Genomic DNA, 15634 nt, shown 5'->3' on the forward strand with positions numbered 1-15634 from the left:
CCGTGCGTCAGACGGCGGTCCCGCCCCGGCCCACCCGCTGCTCCAGCAGCTGCCCGGGCCACTCGCCCACCGTGAACGTCTCGGTGGGGACGAAGCCCTGGCCGCGGTAGTACGCGACCAACTGCCCGTCGTCGCCCGCGTAGCAGTCCACCCGCAGCAGGTCGACGCCCCGCCGCCGGGTCTCCGCCACCGCGTGCTCCAGGAGCGCGGAGCCTATGCCCCGGCCCTTGTGGCGCCGGTCGGTGACGAGCAGCTGGATGTACATCTCCGGTTCGTCGACCGGGTCGATGTACGGAGTGGGCTCCGTGGCCAGCGTCAGCGTGCCCACGGGGACCCCGTCGACCTCGGCGAGCCACGGCGTGCCCGTCTCCAGGATGTCCCTGACCTTCTTCACCGTCGACGGCCGGGACGACCACGGCTCGGAGCCCCACTGTCCCGTGCGCCCCTGGGACGTCAGCCACTCGACGGCGCCGTCGAGCATCGCGAGGATCGCGGGGAGGTCGTCCACCCCGCCCTTCCTGATGACCGGACGGCCGGTCGCCTGTGTTTTGTTCTCCATCCCGGCACACTAAGCGCCATGCGTCTCTTTGTCGCCGTCGTTCCGCCGCAGGCAGCGCTCGACGAACTGGCCACCGCCGCAGCCGGGTTGCACGGTTTGTCCGACAGCGGGCGGTTGCGCTGGTCCGCACCCGCGACCTGGCACTTCACGCTCGCCTTCCTCGGCGAGGTGGACGAGTCGCTGCTGCCGGAGCTCATCGAACGCCTCGGCCGGGCCGCCCACCGCCACCCCGCGCACGAGCTGCGGCTCGCCGGGGGCGGCCGGTTCGGCGACCGCGTGCTGTGGGCGGGGGCGGAGGGCGACCTCGCCACCCTGCGGGCCCTCGCCCGCTCCTCCGGCGCCGCCGCCCGGCGCGCCGGCGTGGCCGTGGACGAGTCCCACCCGTTCCACGCGCACCTCACGCTCGCCCGCGCCACCGGACGGATCGCCCTCCGGCCGTACGCGGACGCGCTCGCCGGCTTCGCGGGCTCCCCCTGGCGCGCCGAGACCCTGGAGCTCGTCCGCAGCCGGCTCCCGGGCTCGGGCGTGCCGGGGGAGCGCCCCCGGTACGAGACCGTGCGGTCCTGGCCCCTGGGGCGCTGAGGGGGCCGGTTAGGCTTCTGGGGTGGACCCGAAGACCAGGAACCGGATCATGACCGGTGCGCTCGCCCTGATGCTCGTCGTCGTCGCCGTGGTGGCGGCCGTGCGCTGAGCCGTCCGCCCGGCGCCCCCCCCGCCTGGCTGCCGGGCGCAGCCGGGGATCACCAGGCGAACGCCTCCGGCGCGGCCCCCGGCCCCGGGAAGATCTCGTCGAGCGAGGCCAACAGCTCCTCCGGAAGATCGAGTTCGACCGCCTTGAGCGCCGAGCCCAGCTGCTCGGCCGTGCGCGGCCCGACGATCGGCCCGGTGATCCCCGGCTGCGCCAGCAGCCAGGCGAGGGCCACCTCGCCGGGGACCAGGCCGTGGGCGTCGACGACATCCTCGTACGCCTGGATCCGGTCCCGCACCGCCGTGTTCGCCAGCGCCTCCGCCGAGCGGCCCGTCTCCGCCGCCCGCCGGATCGCGCCGCCCAGCAGCCCGCCGCCCAGCGGCGACCAGGGGACGACCCCCAGCCCGTACGCCCGCGCCGCCGGGATGACCTCCATCTCGGCCCGCCGCTCCACCAGGTTGTACAGACACTGCTCGCTGACCAGCCCGTACGTGCCGAGCCGCCGCGCGGTCTCGTTGGCCTGTGCGAGGTGCCAGCCGGCGAGGTTGGACGAGCCCACGTAGAGGATCTTGCCCTGCTGGACGAGGACGTCCATCGCCTGCCAGATCTCCTCCCACGGCGTCTCCCGGTCGACGTGGTGGAACTGGTAGACGTCGATGTGGTCCGTCCCGAGCCGCCGGAGGCTGCCCTCCACCGACCGCCGGATGTTCAGCGCCGACAGCCGCGAGCGGTTGGGCCACTCGCCCTCCGACCCCGGCTCCATCGCCCCGAACACCTTGGTCGCGAGCACCACCTTGTCCCGCCGGCCCCCGCCCTTGGCGAACCAGCTCCCGATGATCGTCTCGGTCCGGCCGCGGTCCTCGCCGAAGCCGTAGACATTCGCGGTGTCGAAGAAGTTGACGCCCGCGGTGAGCGCGGCGTCCATGATCGAGTGGCTGTCGGCCTCGTCGGTGTGCGGTCCGAAGTTCATCGTCCCGAGAACGATCCGGCTGACCTTGAGTCCCGTGCGCCCGAGCTGCGTGTACTCCATGCGTCCAGCCAACGCCCTGCGGCGGGCCCGAATCAAGGGTGACTCTTTCGAGGGCGCGGCGCCCCGGGCCGCCGACGCGCCGCTACTCCCGGACCCGCGCGTCCCAGCGCCACTCGGTGACCCGTTCCCGTCCCGGCAGGTCGCCCCGGCCCGTGACCCAGAGCAGCGTGGCCCAGGGGTCGGCGCCGTCCGGCGCGTCCGGGAACAGCCGGGCGAGGGCGCGGGAGCACGGGCCGGCGGGCGGGTGCCAGGGGAGGCCGAGGCCGGTGGCCAGGTCGTAGGTGTGGAGGAGGGTCTCGACGGTGCCCATGGCCGCGAAGCCCGCCGGGTCGGACAGCCCGAAGCAGTGGTGCGCGCGGACGTCCGGCGAGGCCGTCCGGACCATGGCGGTCAGCAGCGCGCCGCACGCCTCCAGCACCTGGAGGAGGCCGTCGGGCCCGGCGGAGCGGTCCGCGTGGACGGCGTTCCGGGGCCCGCCGGGACGGCGGCTCTCCCAGACGAACGGGACCTCGCCGGCCGTCGGGGGCCGCCGGGGGCCCAGCTGGACAGCGTAGGCGAAGAGATCGTCGGCCAAGTGCTCGACGGTCTCCCAGCACGTCCACTCCAGGCCGCCCGCCGGGCGGTCCCAGGCGGCCGGGTCGGCCGGGCGGAGGGCCGCCAGGGCGAGCCGGACGGCGAGGTCGAGGTCGTCCGCGGCGACGGGGGAGGTGAGGGGGGTGGGCATGGCGGGACCGTACCGTCATGGGCGGGGTGCCGGACAGGGACTTTTGCGCGCGGACCGGGCGGCGGGTGCCGCGGACCGGGTGGGCGGATGCCGGAGCGGCGCCGCGAAGTGGAAGGGTTGCCGCCGCCAAGTGGAAGGGCGCCGTCCCGCCCCCACGCGGGACGGTGCCCTTCCGACCGTCCAGGTGTGCCCCCCAGCATCCCCGTCGCCCCCCAATGGTCGACGAGGCACCTGGACTCGCGCCGCGTGGCCGCGGCGCGCGGGCCGATGTGGAGGCGGCCCGCTCCGGGAGTGTGGAACAGGGGCGTCCGCACTTGCAAAGCTCTTCGGTCCTGGCCGAATACGGGTGGCGGAGCGCCCTTACCATAGGCAAGAGAGCGGGCTTCTTTGTCTGGTATGTACTGTTGCACTCCGCTATGGGGCCCGCCCCGTCCCCGCGTTTTCCGCGCCCAGACCGGTGGGAGGTCGGCCATCCATGACACTGCGCGTGCACTTCGACGCCGAGGACCTCGCCCGGGTGCGCATCACGCCCGTGCCCGATCCGCTCGCCGAGGCGACCTTCAGCCTGCCGCTGCTCCAGAGCCCCGGGCTGGGCGCGCCCGCCCTCGACGGCTGGCGGCAGCGGTCGCTGCGGCGGCTGAGCCCGGCCGTCCGCCCGCTGCTGGAGCTGGCGCCCGCGGGACTGGACGAGTACGTCCCCGAGGCGTTCATCCGGGTGCGGGGCTCGGCGTCGCTGGAGGACAGCCTGCGGTCCACGTGGAGCATGCCGCGCCGGATCTGGACGGCGGACCTGTCGGTCACCGAGGAGTGGCGGCCCACGGTGCCCCGGTGGATAGGCGACCTGCACACCGGTGACCGCGAGGCCGCCCTGCTCGTGGACCGCGGGTTCCGGGCCTACTACGACGCCGCGATAGCGCCCTACTGGCCCCAGCTCGCCGCCTCCGCCCACGCCGACCGGACCCACCGCGCCCGCGTCCTCGCCGACCACGGCGTCGAGGGGCTGCTCGCCGGCCTCCACCCCAGCCTGCGCTGGGAGTCCCCGGTCCTGCACGCGCCCTGCACCATGGACGTCGACCTGCACCTCGGCGGCCGCGGGGTGCTGCTCACCCCCACGTTCTTCCTCACGGCCCCGGTCATGCGCCTCGACAGCGCCGACCCGGACGCCCCCCTCGAAGTGCGCTACCCGGTCGCCCGCGACCCGGGCGCCTACCGGTCCGTACTGGTTCCCGCCGGCACCCGCCCCGGCGAACTCGCCCACCTGGAGGCCCTGATGGGCCGCACCCGGGCCCGCGTGCTCGCCGCCGCCGCGACCGGCGGCAGCACCGCACAGCTCGCGCGCGGCGCGGGCGTCTCCCCGGCGTCGGCGAGCGAGCACGCCACCGTGCTGCGGACGGCGGGCCTGATCACGACCCGGCGCGCCGGCTCGGCGGTGCACCACGAACTGACGCCGCTGGGGCGGGCGCTGCTGGAGAACGGGCCCGCCTGAGGGCGATCGCCGGATACCGGCCGCGCGGTCAGTTCCGCCGCTCCACGATCACCAGCGTGCCGCGGCTGCCCGGCCGCACCGCGTGCGGCGTCCGCGCCGGGACCTCGTACAGCTCGCCGGGGCCGACGGTCACCGGGTGCCCGTCGACGGTCAGCAGGAGCCGGCCGTCGAGGACGAGCAGCGCCTCGGGGTCGTCGTGCCGCTCCTCCGGGACGGGCCGCCCGTCCATCCGCAGCACCTTGACGCGGGCCGTTTCTGTCTGACTGACCGTCAAGCTACTCCAGGCGAGGGGTAGTTGGGCGGCTGTCGCGGTCAGGTCGGTCGGGTGCACGGCGCACGTCTCCTCTGGGAACGAGGGGTTCAAGGGACGCTCCGGAGCCTAGGTGCTCCGGGCCGCCCGCCGGTTGACCGTTCGGCAAAGGATGACGGGCGGTCCGTCGTCCGGCGGTCCGTCGTCCGGCGGGGCGGTCCGGTGAGGAGTGGCGTCCGTCCAGGCGTGGCGTCAGCTCAGGAGCGGTGCCCAGTGCAGGAGCGGCGCCCGGTTCAGGAGCGGCGTCCGCCGCGCCCCGGCCGGGTTCCGACGACGACGTTCGCGTCCAGGTCGTCGCAGCTCACCAGGCGGGGGATCAGCCCGGCCCGGGCGAAGACCGCCATCGACCGCACGGCCTGGCGCTCGCTCGTCTCCACCAGCAGGCGGCCGCCGGGCGCCAGCCACCGTGCCGCCTCCGCGGCCACGCGGCGCTGCACGTCCAGGCCGTCCGGGCCGCCGTCGAGCGTCACGCGCGGCTCGTGGTCGCGCGCCTCCGGGGGCAGCAGGGGGATCTCGCCGGTGGGCACGTACGGGGTGTTGGCCACCAGGACGTCCACCCGGCCCCGGAGGTCCGCCGGGAGCGGCGCGTAGAGGTCGCCCCCGTACACCCGCCCCGCCGCCCCGATGTTGCGCCGGGCGCACCGCACCGCGGCCGGTTCGACGTCGGCGGCGTGCAGTTCGGGGGAGTCCAGGGCCGCGGCCAGCGCCGTGCCCACCGCGCCCGAACCGCAGCACAGGTCGACGACGACGGCGCGCGGCCGGGCCAGTGCGACGGCCTGCCGGACGAGGAATTCGGTGCGGCGGCGGGGGACGAAGACGCCGGGGTCCACGGCGACGCGCAGTCCGCAGAACTCGGCCCAGCCGACGACGTGTTCCAGGGGGAGCCCGGCGACGCGCCGTTCCACCAGGGCGTCGAGCGCGGCGGGGGAGTCCGCCGCGGAGAGCAGCAACTCGGCTTCCTCCTCGGCGAAGACGCACCCGGCGGCGCGCAGCCTGGTGACGACGACGGAGGAGGAGGTGGGGAGGAGGAGAGAAGAGGAGGGGATAGCCGACATGGGAGCCTTCCGGAAGTCCGTGGAGCGCTCCCGGGGATCGTCTACGCCGGTACGGCTGCGACGTTCCGAGGCGGGAGCACCCGACCTGCCACTGCGGTAATGGGTCTCACCTCCTCGTTTCGTGCCCGGTCCGGGACAGCGTCACTGTACCTGACACACCGCCGGGCGGCCCGGCGGGTGCTCAGGGCAGCTCCGGCCGCACCAGCGCCCGCGCGAACGGCTCCCCGGTCCGCCGCGCGTACGTCATCCGCTCGCGGACCTCGGAGAGGGTGCGGGGGCGGTAGCCGGGCCCGTCGGAGCACCCCATCCGGAAGCGGACGCCCGCGTTCAGGAGGACGGAGAGGACGCGCCAGCCCGCCGTGTCCCCGCGGCGCGGCGGCTGGAACGCGGCACCGGCCTCGATCATCGGCCCGGCGCAGCGCGGACAGCGCCGCGCGGACTCCCCCGTCCCGAGCCGGGGTTGCTTGTACGAGGCCCGGCAGGGCAGGCAGACGTGCGAGGTCTTCGCGGGCGGCATGGGGAGAGCGTAGGAGCGCTTCCGGCCTGTGCGCGACGCCATTTCCCCTCGGTGGTGCGTCAGCCCAGGGCGCTCCGCAGGGCCGCCACCGCCGTGCCCGCGCCGGCGTCGCCCTCCGCCGCCTCCTCCAGCGCGGCGGTGAGCGTGGCCTCGTACGTCGCCGTCGCCGCCGCGTGCCGTGCGCGGCCGGCGTCCTTGAGGACGGTGTAGACGCCGCGCTTGTCGTCCGCGCAGACGTCCCGGTACGTGAAGTCGGCCGCGTGCAGCCGGCCGACCAGGCGCGTCACCGAACTCTGGTTGAGCCCCAGCCGGTCGGCCAGCTCCTGCATGCGCAGCTCGTTCCTGGGGGCGGCGGCGAGGAAGCCCAGCGCCCGGTACTCGGAGAGGCCGAGGCCGTGGTGGCGCTGGAGCGCGGTGCTCAGGCGGTGCTCGACGTGGGCGTGGAGGGCGAGGAAGCGATGCCACATCCGGGAGTCCGCGGAGGCCGGGGCGGTGATCGGGGCGGACGGCGAGGGTGGTGTGGACGGCGAGGGCATCTCCGGCTCCAGGGGTCGGCGGGCGGCGAACGGCGTTGACACAAGGTTACTTGTACATGCATGCTTTTTCTCGCACCCAAGAACATGCACATACATGCAAATAAGCGCCGTACGCTCTGGAGGAGCCGGAACCATGGCCTGGATCCATCTGCTCGTCGCCGCCGTCTTCGAGGTCGTCTTCGCCCTCGCCACCAACGCCACCGACGGCTTCACCCGGCTGTGGCCGTCACTCCTGACCGCCGGGGCCGCCGCCGGCGGGATCTTCTTCCTGAGCCTGGCGCTCAGGACGCTGGACGTCGGCGTCGGCTACACGGTCTGGACGGGCATCGGGTCCGTCGGCACCGTGGTCCTGGGCTCGGTGATCTTCGACGAGCCGGTCAATGCCTGGAAGGTGCTCGCCTTCGTCCTGATCATCGGCGGCGTCCTGGGGCTCAAGCTCGCCGACCGGTTCACCGGCGGCGCGTCCGTCGCCGACGGCGCGGCCGCCGGCCGGCGGACGGCCTCGACCGGCGCCTCCGCCTGACCCGTACACCCCCTCCCCGCTTCCCCTGCAACCGTCCGTCGCAGCCGTCCCCAAGGAGCACCGTCATGGCCTGGGCTTTCCTCGCCGTCGCCATCGTCTTCGAGATCGCCTTCGCGCTCGGCACCAACGCCACCCAGGGCTTCACAAAGCTCTGGCCGTCCGTCTTCACCCTGCTCGCCGCGGCCTGCGGGATCTTCACGCTCAGTCAGGCCCTGAAGACCCTCGACGTCGGCGTCGGGTACACGATCTGGACGGGCATCGGCTCCATCGGCACCGTGATCCTGGGTGCCGTCATCTACAAAGAGAAGATCACTCTGCCCAAGGTGCTGTCCTTCGCCGCGATCGTCGCGGGCGTCGTCACGCTCAAGCTGGCCGCCGGGGCATGAGCCCGGCGCACACGGTGTGACCTGTTACCTCGTCCTGCGTGAAGATCCCGAAAACACTTGTGGCTGGCCGAAATGCGTACCTAGGGTCGCGAGACCAAGATCTGTGCGTACTCGGACGAGACGAGGGGACGCGGATCGTCACAGAGGATCGAGAAGGGTTCTGTTGCATGCAGCCACCGACAGCGGGCGGGAAGACGCCGGCCGACGCCGTGCCCACGGTGTCCGGCGGGGGGAGTGCGTCGCTCTCGAAGAGCTCCCCCGAGGGATCCCCCGAGGGGTACAAGCGGGGACTCGGCACCCGGCAGATCCAGATGATCGCCATCGGCGGCACCATCGGCACGGGCCTGTTCCTGGGCGCGGGCACCGCGATATCCCAGGCGGGGCCCAGCCTGATCATCTGGTACGCGGTGGCGGGAGCCGTGCTCTTCCTCGTCATGCGCGCCCTGGGTGAACTGCTCACCCATCGACCGGTTTCGGGCAGTTTCGCCGAGTATGCCCGGGAGTTCCTCGGCCCGTTCTGGGGCTACGCCACCGCGTGGACCTACTGGATCATGTGGGTCACCACCGGCATGGCCGAGATCACCGCGGCCGGGCAGTACGTCAAGTACTGGTTCCCGGGGGTGGCGCAGTGGCAGACGGCGCTGGTGTCGCTCGTGGTGCTGCTGGCGGTCAACATGATCTCGGTCAAGGCCTTCGGTGAGCTGGAGTTCTGGTTCGCGCTCATCAAGGTCGTGGCGATCGTCGGCATGATCCTCATCGGGGTCGGCGTCCTGGTGATCGGGTTCGGTGACGTCGGGGACACCGCCTCCGTGACCCACCTCTGGAAGGACGGCGGGATCGCGCCGAACGGCGTGCACCAGTCCCTGATGACCCTCCAGATCGTGCTCTTCGCCTACCTCGGCGTCGAACTCGTCGGCGTCACCGCGGGCGAGGCCGAGGACCCGCAGAAGAACATCCCCCGTGCCATCAACAGCCTCCCGGTGCGCTTCGGCCTCTTCTACATCGGCACCCTGATCGTGATCCTGTCCGTGGTGAGCTGGGCCGAGTTCCACCCCGGGGTCAGCCCGTTCGTCGCCGCCTTCGCGAAGATCGGCATCCCGGCCGCGGCGGGCATCGTCAACTTCATCGTCCTCACCTCCGCGTTGTCCTCCTGCAACGCCGGCGGCCTCTACTCGACCGCCCGTATGCTGCGCACCGCGTCGGTCAACGGCCACGCCCCCAAGGCGCTCTCCCGGCTGACCGGGCGCGGGGTGCCGGCCGCGGCGCTGTGGGTGTCCGCGGTGGCCATGGGGATCGGCGTGCTCATCAACGCCCTCGACCCGGAGCACGCGTTCGCGTACATCACCTCGGTGTCGACCGGCGGCGCGATCCTGGTGTGGAGCATCATCCTGATCACGCATATGCGCTACCGCCGGGCGGTCGCCGCCGGCGCCGCGGAGGCGTCGCCCTACCGCCTACCGGGCGCCCCCTACACGAACCTGCTGGCGCTCGCGTTCTTCGCCCTGGTCACGGTACTGATCGCGTGGAGCTCGGACACCCGGGTGGCGCTGTACGTGATGGGCGTGTGGGTCGTGCTGCTCGTCCTGGGGTGGCTGGGCCTGCGGCGGCGTACCGCCCGCTGAGGGTTTCCGGCCACCGGCCCGCCCACCCCGCGGCGCAACCGTGGGGCGGGCGGGCTTGCGGGATCCGTAACAGCCCGGCGGCCCGGGATCCGGAACAGCCCGGCCCGGCTAGGCGCCCGTGGTCCCGTCGATCGCCTCCCGGAGCAGATCCGCGTGCCCGTTGTGCCGTGCGTACTCCTCGATCAGGTGGATGAGGATCCAGCGCAGGGAGACCTCCTCCGCCCCCAGTATCGCGGCCTCCTCCGGCGGCAGCCGGCACACGTCGTCCAGGGACACGTCCGCGATCAGCTCCTGTCCCCGCGCGACCTCGGCCCGCCAGGCGGCCAGTGCGTCGTCCATCCCCTGACCAGGGTCGAGGTCGAAGCCGGCGTGCGGCGGGACCCCCGTCACCGACCGGCCGGCGAACACCCGCTGGAACCAGTTCTGTTCCACTATCTCCATGTGCCGGACCAGCCCCAGCAGGGACATCGTGGAGGGGGACACGGAGGTCCGGCGCGCCTGTTCGTCGTCGAGACCCCTGCACTTCCCTTCGAGCGTCGCGCGGTGGAAGTCCAGCCAGCTCTCCAGTGCCTCGCGCTCACCGGCGAGCGGGGGCGGGACGGTGCGGCCGTCGGGCGTCGTCGTCATGCCGCCACTTTCCCACGCACCACTGACAATTGGGGGCGGCGGGCGGTGACACACAGGTCCCCTACATGCCCATCATCTGTGAATCCATGGCCGTTTCCAGCATGAGGAGGCTGTTACCGTCGCGACCGCCGCCGGCGGTGCAGTCGTAGTGCTCGCAGCCCGGACCCTCCAGCGTGCCGCCGGACTCAGGGCTGCCCGGCGGGCCGCCCGTCGCGGTGAAGGTGACGGGGGCGTCGCTCATCCGGTATCGGATGGCGGCCGCGCCGGACTCCCAGGGGAAGTGGACCGAGGTGACCCGGAAGGTGTCCGACTCCCGGGGACGGAGGACGTGTCCTTCGTCCGGGGCCTCGTCGAACGACCCGGCCACCGCCTTCGACGTCAGCACCAGCGCATGGGACGTCCGGTTGCTGACGGTGACCTCGTAGTGATCGCACTCCGGCAGGGGAACTCCGGTCGCGATGGCCGCGTCCCTGAGCCGCTTGGCGGATTCCGTGTTCATGCCCTCCAGCGTGCGCGCCGGAACGCGCACGCCGGGTCACCCGACGGCAGGGATGACCGGGGGACCGCCACCCCACCGATCAGTGGATGAGTGTCTGCTTCAGAGCCGCTCGATCACGTGGTCCACGCAGGCCGTCAGCGCCTCGACGTCGGCCGGGTCGATCGCCGGGAACATCGCCACCCGCAGCTGGTTGCGGCCCAGCTTCCGGTACGGCTCGGTGTCGACGATGCCGTTGGCGCGCAGCGTCTTCGCGACGGTCGCCGCGTCCACGTCGTCCGTGAAGTCGATGGTGCCGATGACCTGGGACCGCTTGGCCGGGTCGGTGACGAACGGGGTGGCGTGCTTGGACGCCTCGGCCCAGCCGTAGAGCGTCCGGGCCGAGGCGGCGGTCCGGCGGACGGCGAAGTCCAGGCCGCCCTGCCCGTTGAGCCACTCCAGCTGCTCGTTGAGGAGGAAGAGGGTGGCGAGGGCCGGGGTGTTGTACGTCTGGTTCTTCAGGGAGTTGTCGATCGCGGTCGGCAGCGAGAAGAACTCCGGGACGTGCCGGCCCGAGGCGTGGATCCGGGCGGCGCGCTCCAGGGCGGCGGGGGAGAAGACGCCGATCCACAGGCCGCCGTCGGAGGCGAAGGACTTCTGCGGCGCGAAGTAGTAGACGTCCGTCTCGGCGATGTCCACGGGCAGGCCGCCCGCGCCGGAGGTGGCGTCCACCAGGACGAGGGCCCCGTCGTCCGCGCCCTCGACGCGCCGGATCGGCATGGCGACGCCGGTCGACGTCTCGTTGTGGGTGAACGCGTAGACGTCGGTGCCGGCCTCGGCGTGCGCCTCGGGGTGGGTGCCGGGGTCGGCGGAGACGACCGTCGGCTCGTCCAGCCAGGGGGCGAGCCGGGCGGCCTTGGCGAACTTCGAGGAGAACTCGCCGAACGACAGGTGCTGCGACTTCGACGCGATCAGCCCGTGCGTGGCGACGTCCCAGAACGCGGTGGAGCCGCCGTTGCCGAGGATCACCTCGTAGCCCTCGGGGAGGGAGAAGAGCGCGCGGATGCCCTCGCGGACGGATCCGACCAGGTTCTTCACCGGCGCCTGGCGGTGGGACGTACCGAGCAGGGACGTTCCGGTGGCCGCCAGGGCGGCCAGTGCCTCCGGACGCACCTTGGACGGGCCGGCGCCGAAACGGCCGTCGGCGGGCTTGAGGTCGGCGGGAATCTGGATGTCAGCCACGGGGGCAGCCTAATCCGTCGGAGGCCCGCGGGTGGCGGAATGTCCAGCGGCTGAGACGTGCGTTCGGGCAGGCCGGGAGCCATGGTTGAGCACGACGGGAACGGCGGGGCGCCCGCCGGGGGCCTCGGGGCGGGCGTCGCCGGCGCGGCCCCACCCGGGACGGTCTCCTCCCGGCCCACACCGTTCGGGAGCACACCGCCCGGGAGCACACCGAAGCCGCCGCCCGGGCGCTCCTGAACGCCACCGCGCCTCCCGCGGATGCTGAACGGCGCCGCCCGTGCGCGAACTCGGCTGGGGCGGCGCCGCCGTCACCGCCACCTCCCGCCGCACCGGCCCGCTCGTCGTCCGGCCGGCCGTCGCACCGGCCGGGGCCGCGGCCCGGACAGCGGCCGATCTGCTGACCGACCCCGCCGACGGGTCCGACGCATCCGGCGCCCTGGACGGCTGAGCGGGCGACGAGGGGACGTAGGGTCCCGGCCCCGCGGTCACTCGTCGGCAGGCCCCATGGGGAAGATGACGAGCTCGGTCCGGCCGCGGTTGAAGCTGCCCATGGCGGTGGGTTCCAGGGCGGCGGCCAGCCATCGCCCGTCGGGTGACCAGGCGAGACCGTTGACGTAGGTCTTCAGGTGCCGCCCCAGGACGATCTTCTTGTCGGCCATCCGCCACACACAGATCTCGTGCGGCGGTGTCTTGCCGAGACTCAAGTACCCCAGCTTCCGGCTGGCGCTTCCGACGGCCACGTAGCCGCCGTCGGGGTTCGACGCGAGCGAGTACAGCCTGTCCGAGGCGTCCGCGACCCTGTCGACGACCTCTCCCGTCGCCGGGTCGACGACGTAGATGTTCTCCTCCGCGGCGAGGAACAGCCGGGATCCGTCCCCGGCGAAGTCCGCGCACTGGACCGGATCCCAGTGACCGGCGTGCGACATGTGCCGGTGGGGCGACCGCTCGGTGGGGAGCAGGTCGTAGCTGCCGTCGCCGGTCTCGTTCGGGCCGATCCGGTAGGCGCCGTCCCGCGAACGGAGGTGTCCTTCCTGGAAGGGGATCTCCACCTCCCTCCGGGCGTCGACGTCGAAGGCCCACTGCGGCCGGATCCCGGAGTCGCCCGGCTCTCCGCTGCTCTTGACCGTGAGGACGTGCTCACCCGGTACCCACATCGTGACGGGCGCGTCCCAGACGTCACCTGCGGAGGTGTGCACGACCTCCGTCCAGTCGGTGGTGTCGTACACCCAGACGCGCCCTTGGTCGCTGGCCGTGGCCAGATAGCTGCCGTCGTCGGAGAACGCCACCTGGGCGAGGTGGTCGTACTTGAGGTCCCCGGTGGCCGTGGTGAACGGACGCAGCGTGACCGCGGGACGCTCCAGGTCCGGGATGTGCGGTGCGTCCCCGGCCGTCCAGGTGTCCGCGTTGAGCGGGAACGCCGTCGTCCCCCAGGCGTCCCCCACGCGCAGCGGCTCCAGCCAGCGCCGGTCCGTGACCCGCACGTCGTAGGTGGACTGGACCAGCAGGTCTTCGTCCTTCCAGGCTCCGCCGCGCTCGTAGTAGAAGTCGCTCAGCCGGCCCCACTGTTCGTCCGTGGGCGGATGGTTGCGGGTGGCTACGTGCTCGACTCCGGAGATGAACCGGCGCGCGTTGGCGTCGACCCATGCGTGGTTCCCCAGGGTGTGGACGTTCACCAGCTTGCTCAGCGGCCCGTCCCGGTGTGTCCCGCAATAGCCGGACGCTCCCTCCCAGAGCAGATGGAAGAAGAATCCGAGGTCATCCGAGACGGGGGAATACGTCCGGACCTCCGTGTCGTAGTAGACCACGAAGACCTGAAATCTGACCTGTAGTTCCTGTGGGCTGACGGAAACCACCCGCACGCCGTAGATGTCGGTCGACATCGTCTTCCCTCCCGGAAGTAAGTGCCTTAACAGTGAACGAGGTTGACACACGGCACTGACATCGCGGGCCGGAGCTTCCGTTGGCGAGGACCCCCGCCGTGGCGCGGAGGAGGCGGGCCCCGTGGAGGGGGCGATGCGGCCGGTGACGCGCCGGACAAGGGGCTGCGGGTGCGGGATCGCACCGCGTGCCGCATTCTGGAGCGGCACTGCTGCTCCCAGTGCTTCCAGGGAGGCCGGAGTGGAAAAGATTGCGTTCCTGCGGTCCTTCGATATCGAGTGGCTTTCCCCCTATGTCGAAGAAGTGACGTCAGGTGCAGTCGGAGGCACCCGCCCCAAGCTCTTCTGCACCGAAGATCCCGGTGACCTTTCCGCCTACTGTCCGGAATTCGAACTGCTGGCACCCCAGGCCACCTGCGAGGAATTCGTCGAGCGCATCTGCCGGTGGGGTGCGGACGGCGCCATTTCCCTGTCGTGGCCCGATGAGAACTCCGTGCGCGACGCGGCCGTCGGCGAAACGCTCCGCAGTATCGGTATTCCCATGGTGATGCACGGCCAGGAGATCACCGCCCGTTTCTCGGACAAGTGGGAGACCCGCCGGATCGTCCGGGACTTCGGCCTGGAAACACCGGGCGGAGAGCTCCTGGAAGCCGGCCGCCTCAAGGGAAACACCTGGTCAGGCCTTGCCTACCGGCACTTCATCGAACAAAAGGCAGCCCGGCTGGGGTATCCCCTCCTGGCCAAGCCCCTGTGGGGATGCAGCGCCGAGGGCATCCTGTTCATCGAGGACGCCGCGGCGATGCGGCGGTTCCTCGACGAGCCTCCCGAAGCCGGCGTCGTGCTGGAGAAGTGTCTCAGCGGAGAGCTTTGTTCGGTGGAAATCATCGGCCACGACGGAAACTACATCCTCCAGCCCCTGGTCTGGAAAGGAGCGACCGGAGGCGCACCGACGCTGATGAGCGAACGGGTCCGGATCTGCGCCCGAAGGCAACAGGCCGAGACCGACTTCCTCCCTGTTGCCCGGCAGCTGCGCAAACTGTCCACCGAAGCTGAGGTGTGCGGCGCCATAGAAGTCGAAATGATTTATGTGGACGGGTCGTACCAGGTCATCGAGATAAACCCTCGGACGTCAGGAACCACAGTCATCTCGACCGCGGCGTCCGGCTGCAACACCTTCCAGTGCCTCCAGGACATCCTCCGGGGAAGGTGGTCGGCCGACAGGGCCCGGGCCCTGGAACAACACCCCTACTGCGCCGCCCAGATCCCGGTCGCTCCTGCCCTCGCCTCCGGCCCGGCATGGGCGGGCCCCGGCGTGAGCGGCTTCGAAGTGGTCCGTACCCGCCACTTCGCCTACCACGGCCAGGACTTCGGCGAACTGCTGATCCGTTGCCCGGCGGCGGATCTCCGAACCTTCATGGACCGGCTCGACGGGCTCCGCGCCGAACTTGCCTTGCCGCGCCTCGACATGGGGGCGGTGCACGACGAGCTCCTTCCGGAACTCCGGGCGGACGCCGCGTGATCGTGCATCTCAACGGCGGGCCCAGGGAGCCGGGTTACGCCCTGTCCGTGCCCTTGAGCACCCTGATCGCGGTGCGGAGGAGGCGGGTTTCGTCGGGGGCGATGTGGTCGACGAGGTCGGCCGGGTCCGTGAACGCCCACGCGACGACCGTCGACGACACCGAGCACGGCAGCTTGATCTGCGCGGCCTCGTCCGGGAGCAGCGTTCCGCACGCGAACAGGTAGGCCGTGCGGGCGCCTTGGAGGTCCATGTCGAGGACGAACCTCGGGGTGACACGGATCCGGAGGTCGCGGCGCACGTAGTACGTCGTGGCGTCACGCGCCGACTCACCGGCGATCGCCGGGCCGCCGGGGAGGCGCCAGCGGCCACCGTCCTCCTTGAGCAGCAGCAGGCGGTTGTTGTCGTCGGTGATGTGGGCGTAGCCGGAGGGGTGGGGGGTGGGGGGCATTGGTGCGCAC

19 protein-coding genes are annotated in these 15634 nt (G+C 72.1%); 7 read left to right on the forward strand and 12 right to left on the reverse strand.

The window, feature by feature from the left end:
* Positions 1–7 precede the first annotated feature (7 nt).
* Entirely contained in the window at positions 8–559 is a 552-nt protein-coding gene (locus tag HN013_RS09865) for a GNAT family N-acetyltransferase (protein ID WP_249374868.1), read from the reverse strand.
* Between the two features lie 18 nt (positions 560–577).
* Here HN013_RS09865 and thpR point away from each other — a divergent pair, with 18 nt between their 5' ends.
* The gene (gene thpR, locus HN013_RS09870) at positions 578–1141 is read left to right on the forward strand and encodes an RNA 2',3'-cyclic phosphodiesterase (protein ID WP_171165213.1); all 564 of its coding nucleotides are present in this window, start codon (positions 578–580) and stop codon (positions 1139–1141) included.
* 158 nt (positions 1142–1299) lie between these two features.
* Here thpR and HN013_RS09875 read toward each other — a convergent pair whose 3' ends face one another.
* Positions 1300–2277: an aldo/keto reductase gene (locus tag HN013_RS09875; RefSeq protein ID WP_171165215.1), complete on the reverse strand. Its 978-nt coding sequence runs from the start codon at positions 2275–2277 to the stop codon at positions 1300–1302.
* An 82-nt stretch (positions 2278–2359) separates the two neighbouring features.
* Positions 2360–3001 (reverse strand): DinB family protein, encoded by a 642-nt coding sequence (locus HN013_RS09880; RefSeq protein ID WP_171165216.1) that lies wholly within the window; start codon positions 2999–3001, stop codon positions 2360–2362.
* A gap of 475 nt (positions 3002–3476) precedes the next feature.
* On the opposite strand from HN013_RS09880, the gene HN013_RS09885 reads away from it, so the two are divergent.
* The gene (locus tag HN013_RS09885; protein WP_171165218.1) at positions 3477–4487 is read left to right on the forward strand and encodes a winged helix-turn-helix domain-containing protein; all 1011 of its coding nucleotides are present in this window, start codon (positions 3477–3479) and stop codon (positions 4485–4487) included.
* A gap of 28 nt (positions 4488–4515) precedes the next feature.
* Here HN013_RS09885 and HN013_RS09890 read toward each other — a convergent pair whose 3' ends face one another.
* The 4 genes from HN013_RS09890 to HN013_RS09905 form a co-directional block, all read right to left on the reverse strand.
* Positions 4516–4818, reverse strand: coding sequence for a cupin domain-containing protein (locus HN013_RS09890; RefSeq protein WP_312018553.1), 303 nt, complete (start codon positions 4816–4818; stop codon positions 4516–4518).
* A 212-nt stretch (positions 4819–5030) separates the two neighbouring features.
* The gene (locus HN013_RS09895; protein WP_171165220.1) at positions 5031–5852 is read right to left on the reverse strand and encodes a putative protein N(5)-glutamine methyltransferase; all 822 of its coding nucleotides are present in this window, start codon (positions 5850–5852) and stop codon (positions 5031–5033) included.
* A gap of 181 nt (positions 5853–6033) precedes the next feature.
* Positions 6034–6369 carry a deoxyxylulose-5-phosphate synthase gene (locus tag HN013_RS09900; protein WP_171165222.1) on the reverse strand — a complete coding sequence of 112 codons (336 nt, stop codon included), beginning with the start codon at positions 6367–6369 and terminating at the stop codon, positions 6034–6036.
* Between the two features lie 59 nt (positions 6370–6428).
* On the reverse strand, positions 6429–6905 hold the full coding sequence (locus tag HN013_RS09905) for a MarR family transcriptional regulator (protein WP_171165338.1): 477 nt from the start codon (positions 6903–6905) through the stop codon (positions 6429–6431).
* A gap of 133 nt (positions 6906–7038) precedes the next feature.
* Here HN013_RS09905 and HN013_RS09910 point away from each other — a divergent pair, with 133 nt between their 5' ends.
* The 3 genes from HN013_RS09910 (at position 7039) to HN013_RS09920 (ending at position 9436) form a co-directional block, all read left to right on the forward strand.
* Positions 7039–7428: a multidrug efflux SMR transporter gene (locus tag HN013_RS09910; RefSeq protein ID WP_171165224.1), complete on the forward strand. Its 390-nt coding sequence runs from the start codon at positions 7039–7041 to the stop codon at positions 7426–7428.
* Between the two features lie 65 nt (positions 7429–7493).
* On the forward strand, positions 7494–7814 hold the full coding sequence (locus HN013_RS09915; protein ID WP_171165225.1) for a multidrug efflux SMR transporter: 321 nt from the start codon (positions 7494–7496) through the stop codon (positions 7812–7814).
* Positions 7815–7981: 167 nt separating this feature from the next.
* A complete protein-coding gene (locus HN013_RS09920) occupies positions 7982–9436 on the forward strand; it encodes an amino acid permease (protein WP_249374870.1) in 1455 nt (484 codons plus the stop codon).
* 108 nt (positions 9437–9544) lie between these two features.
* Here the strand turns inward: HN013_RS09920 and HN013_RS09925 are convergent, their stop codons facing one another.
* From HN013_RS09925 to serC, 3 genes are all read right to left on the reverse strand, one after another.
* The gene (locus HN013_RS09925) at positions 9545–10063 is read right to left on the reverse strand and encodes a DinB family protein (RefSeq protein ID WP_171165227.1); all 519 of its coding nucleotides are present in this window, start codon (positions 10061–10063) and stop codon (positions 9545–9547) included.
* A gap of 61 nt (positions 10064–10124) precedes the next feature.
* Positions 10125–10562, reverse strand: a complete 438-nt coding sequence (locus HN013_RS09930; RefSeq protein ID WP_171165229.1) for a hypothetical protein — start codon at positions 10560–10562, stop codon at positions 10125–10127.
* 99 nt (positions 10563–10661) lie between these two features.
* A complete protein-coding gene (gene serC / locus HN013_RS09935) occupies positions 10662–11780 on the reverse strand; it encodes a phosphoserine transaminase (RefSeq protein WP_171165231.1) in 1119 nt (372 codons plus the stop codon).
* Positions 11781–12057: 277 nt separating this feature from the next.
* On the opposite strand from serC, the gene HN013_RS09940 reads away from it, so the two are divergent.
* Positions 12058–12228: a hypothetical protein gene (locus tag HN013_RS09940; protein ID WP_171165233.1), complete on the forward strand. Its 171-nt coding sequence runs from the start codon at positions 12058–12060 to the stop codon at positions 12226–12228.
* A gap of 37 nt (positions 12229–12265) precedes the next feature.
* Here HN013_RS09940 and HN013_RS09945 read toward each other — a convergent pair whose 3' ends face one another.
* Entirely contained in the window at positions 12266–13660 is a 1395-nt protein-coding gene (locus HN013_RS09945) for a WD40 repeat domain-containing protein (protein WP_171165235.1), read from the reverse strand.
* Between the two features lie 238 nt (positions 13661–13898).
* Between HN013_RS09945 and HN013_RS09950 the strand changes: the two genes are divergently transcribed.
* Entirely contained in the window at positions 13899–15176 is a 1278-nt protein-coding gene (locus HN013_RS09950) for an ATP-grasp domain-containing protein (RefSeq protein WP_171165237.1), read from the forward strand.
* 34 nt (positions 15177–15210) lie between these two features.
* Here the strand turns inward: HN013_RS09950 and HN013_RS09955 are convergent, their stop codons facing one another.
* Positions 15211–15624, reverse strand: coding sequence for an NUDIX hydrolase (locus tag HN013_RS09955; protein WP_171165239.1), 414 nt, complete (start codon positions 15622–15624; stop codon positions 15211–15213).
* Positions 15625–15634: the final 10 nt, after the last annotated feature.

The organism is Streptomyces sp. I05A-00742 (genome assembly GCF_013055795.1).
Lineage (GTDB): Bacteria > Actinomycetota > Actinomycetes > Streptomycetales > Streptomycetaceae > Streptomyces.

What these genes read in the sequence shown, in the direction of transcription:
- HN013_RS09895 (WP_171165220.1), bottom strand. Translation starts at nt 5,852, where the DNA reads ATGTCGGCTATCCCCTCCTCTTCTCTCCTCCTCCCCACCTCCTCCTCC.
- thpR (WP_171165213.1), top strand. Translation starts at nt 578, where the DNA reads ATGCGTCTCTTTGTCGCCGTCGTTCCGCCGCAGGCAGCGCTCGACGAA.
- HN013_RS09880 (WP_171165216.1), bottom strand. Translation starts at nt 3,001, where the DNA reads ATGCCCACCCCCCTCACCTCCCCCGTCGCCGCGGACGACCTCGACCTC.
- HN013_RS09925 (WP_171165227.1), bottom strand. Translation starts at nt 10,063, where the DNA reads ATGACGACGACGCCCGACGGCCGCACCGTCCCGCCCCCGCTCGCCGGT.
- HN013_RS09885 (WP_171165218.1), top strand. Translation starts at nt 3,477, where the DNA reads ATGACACTGCGCGTGCACTTCGACGCCGAGGACCTCGCCCGGGTGCGC.
- HN013_RS09955 (WP_171165239.1), bottom strand. Translation starts at nt 15,624, where the DNA reads ATGCCCCCCACCCCCCACCCCTCCGGCTACGCCCACATCACCGACGAC.
- HN013_RS09915 (WP_171165225.1), top strand. Translation starts at nt 7,494, where the DNA reads ATGGCCTGGGCTTTCCTCGCCGTCGCCATCGTCTTCGAGATCGCCTTC.
- HN013_RS09930 (WP_171165229.1), bottom strand. Translation starts at nt 10,562, where the DNA reads ATGAACACGGAATCCGCCAAGCGGCTCAGGGACGCGGCCATCGCGACC.
- HN013_RS09905 (WP_171165338.1), bottom strand. Translation starts at nt 6,905, where the DNA reads ATGCCCTCGCCGTCCACACCACCCTCGCCGTCCGCCCCGATCACCGCC.
- HN013_RS09910 (WP_171165224.1), top strand. Translation starts at nt 7,039, where the DNA reads ATGGCCTGGATCCATCTGCTCGTCGCCGCCGTCTTCGAGGTCGTCTTC.
- HN013_RS09875 (WP_171165215.1), bottom strand. Translation starts at nt 2,277, where the DNA reads ATGGAGTACACGCAGCTCGGGCGCACGGGACTCAAGGTCAGCCGGATC.
- HN013_RS09920 (WP_249374870.1), top strand. Translation starts at nt 7,982, where the DNA reads ATGCAGCCACCGACAGCGGGCGGGAAGACGCCGGCCGACGCCGTGCCC.
- HN013_RS09900 (WP_171165222.1), bottom strand. Translation starts at nt 6,369, where the DNA reads ATGCCGCCCGCGAAGACCTCGCACGTCTGCCTGCCCTGCCGGGCCTCG.
- HN013_RS09865 (WP_249374868.1), bottom strand. Translation starts at nt 559, where the DNA reads ATGGAGAACAAAACACAGGCGACCGGCCGTCCGGTCATCAGGAAGGGC.
- HN013_RS09945 (WP_171165235.1), bottom strand. Translation starts at nt 13,660, where the DNA reads ATGTCGACCGACATCTACGGCGTGCGGGTGGTTTCCGTCAGCCCACAG.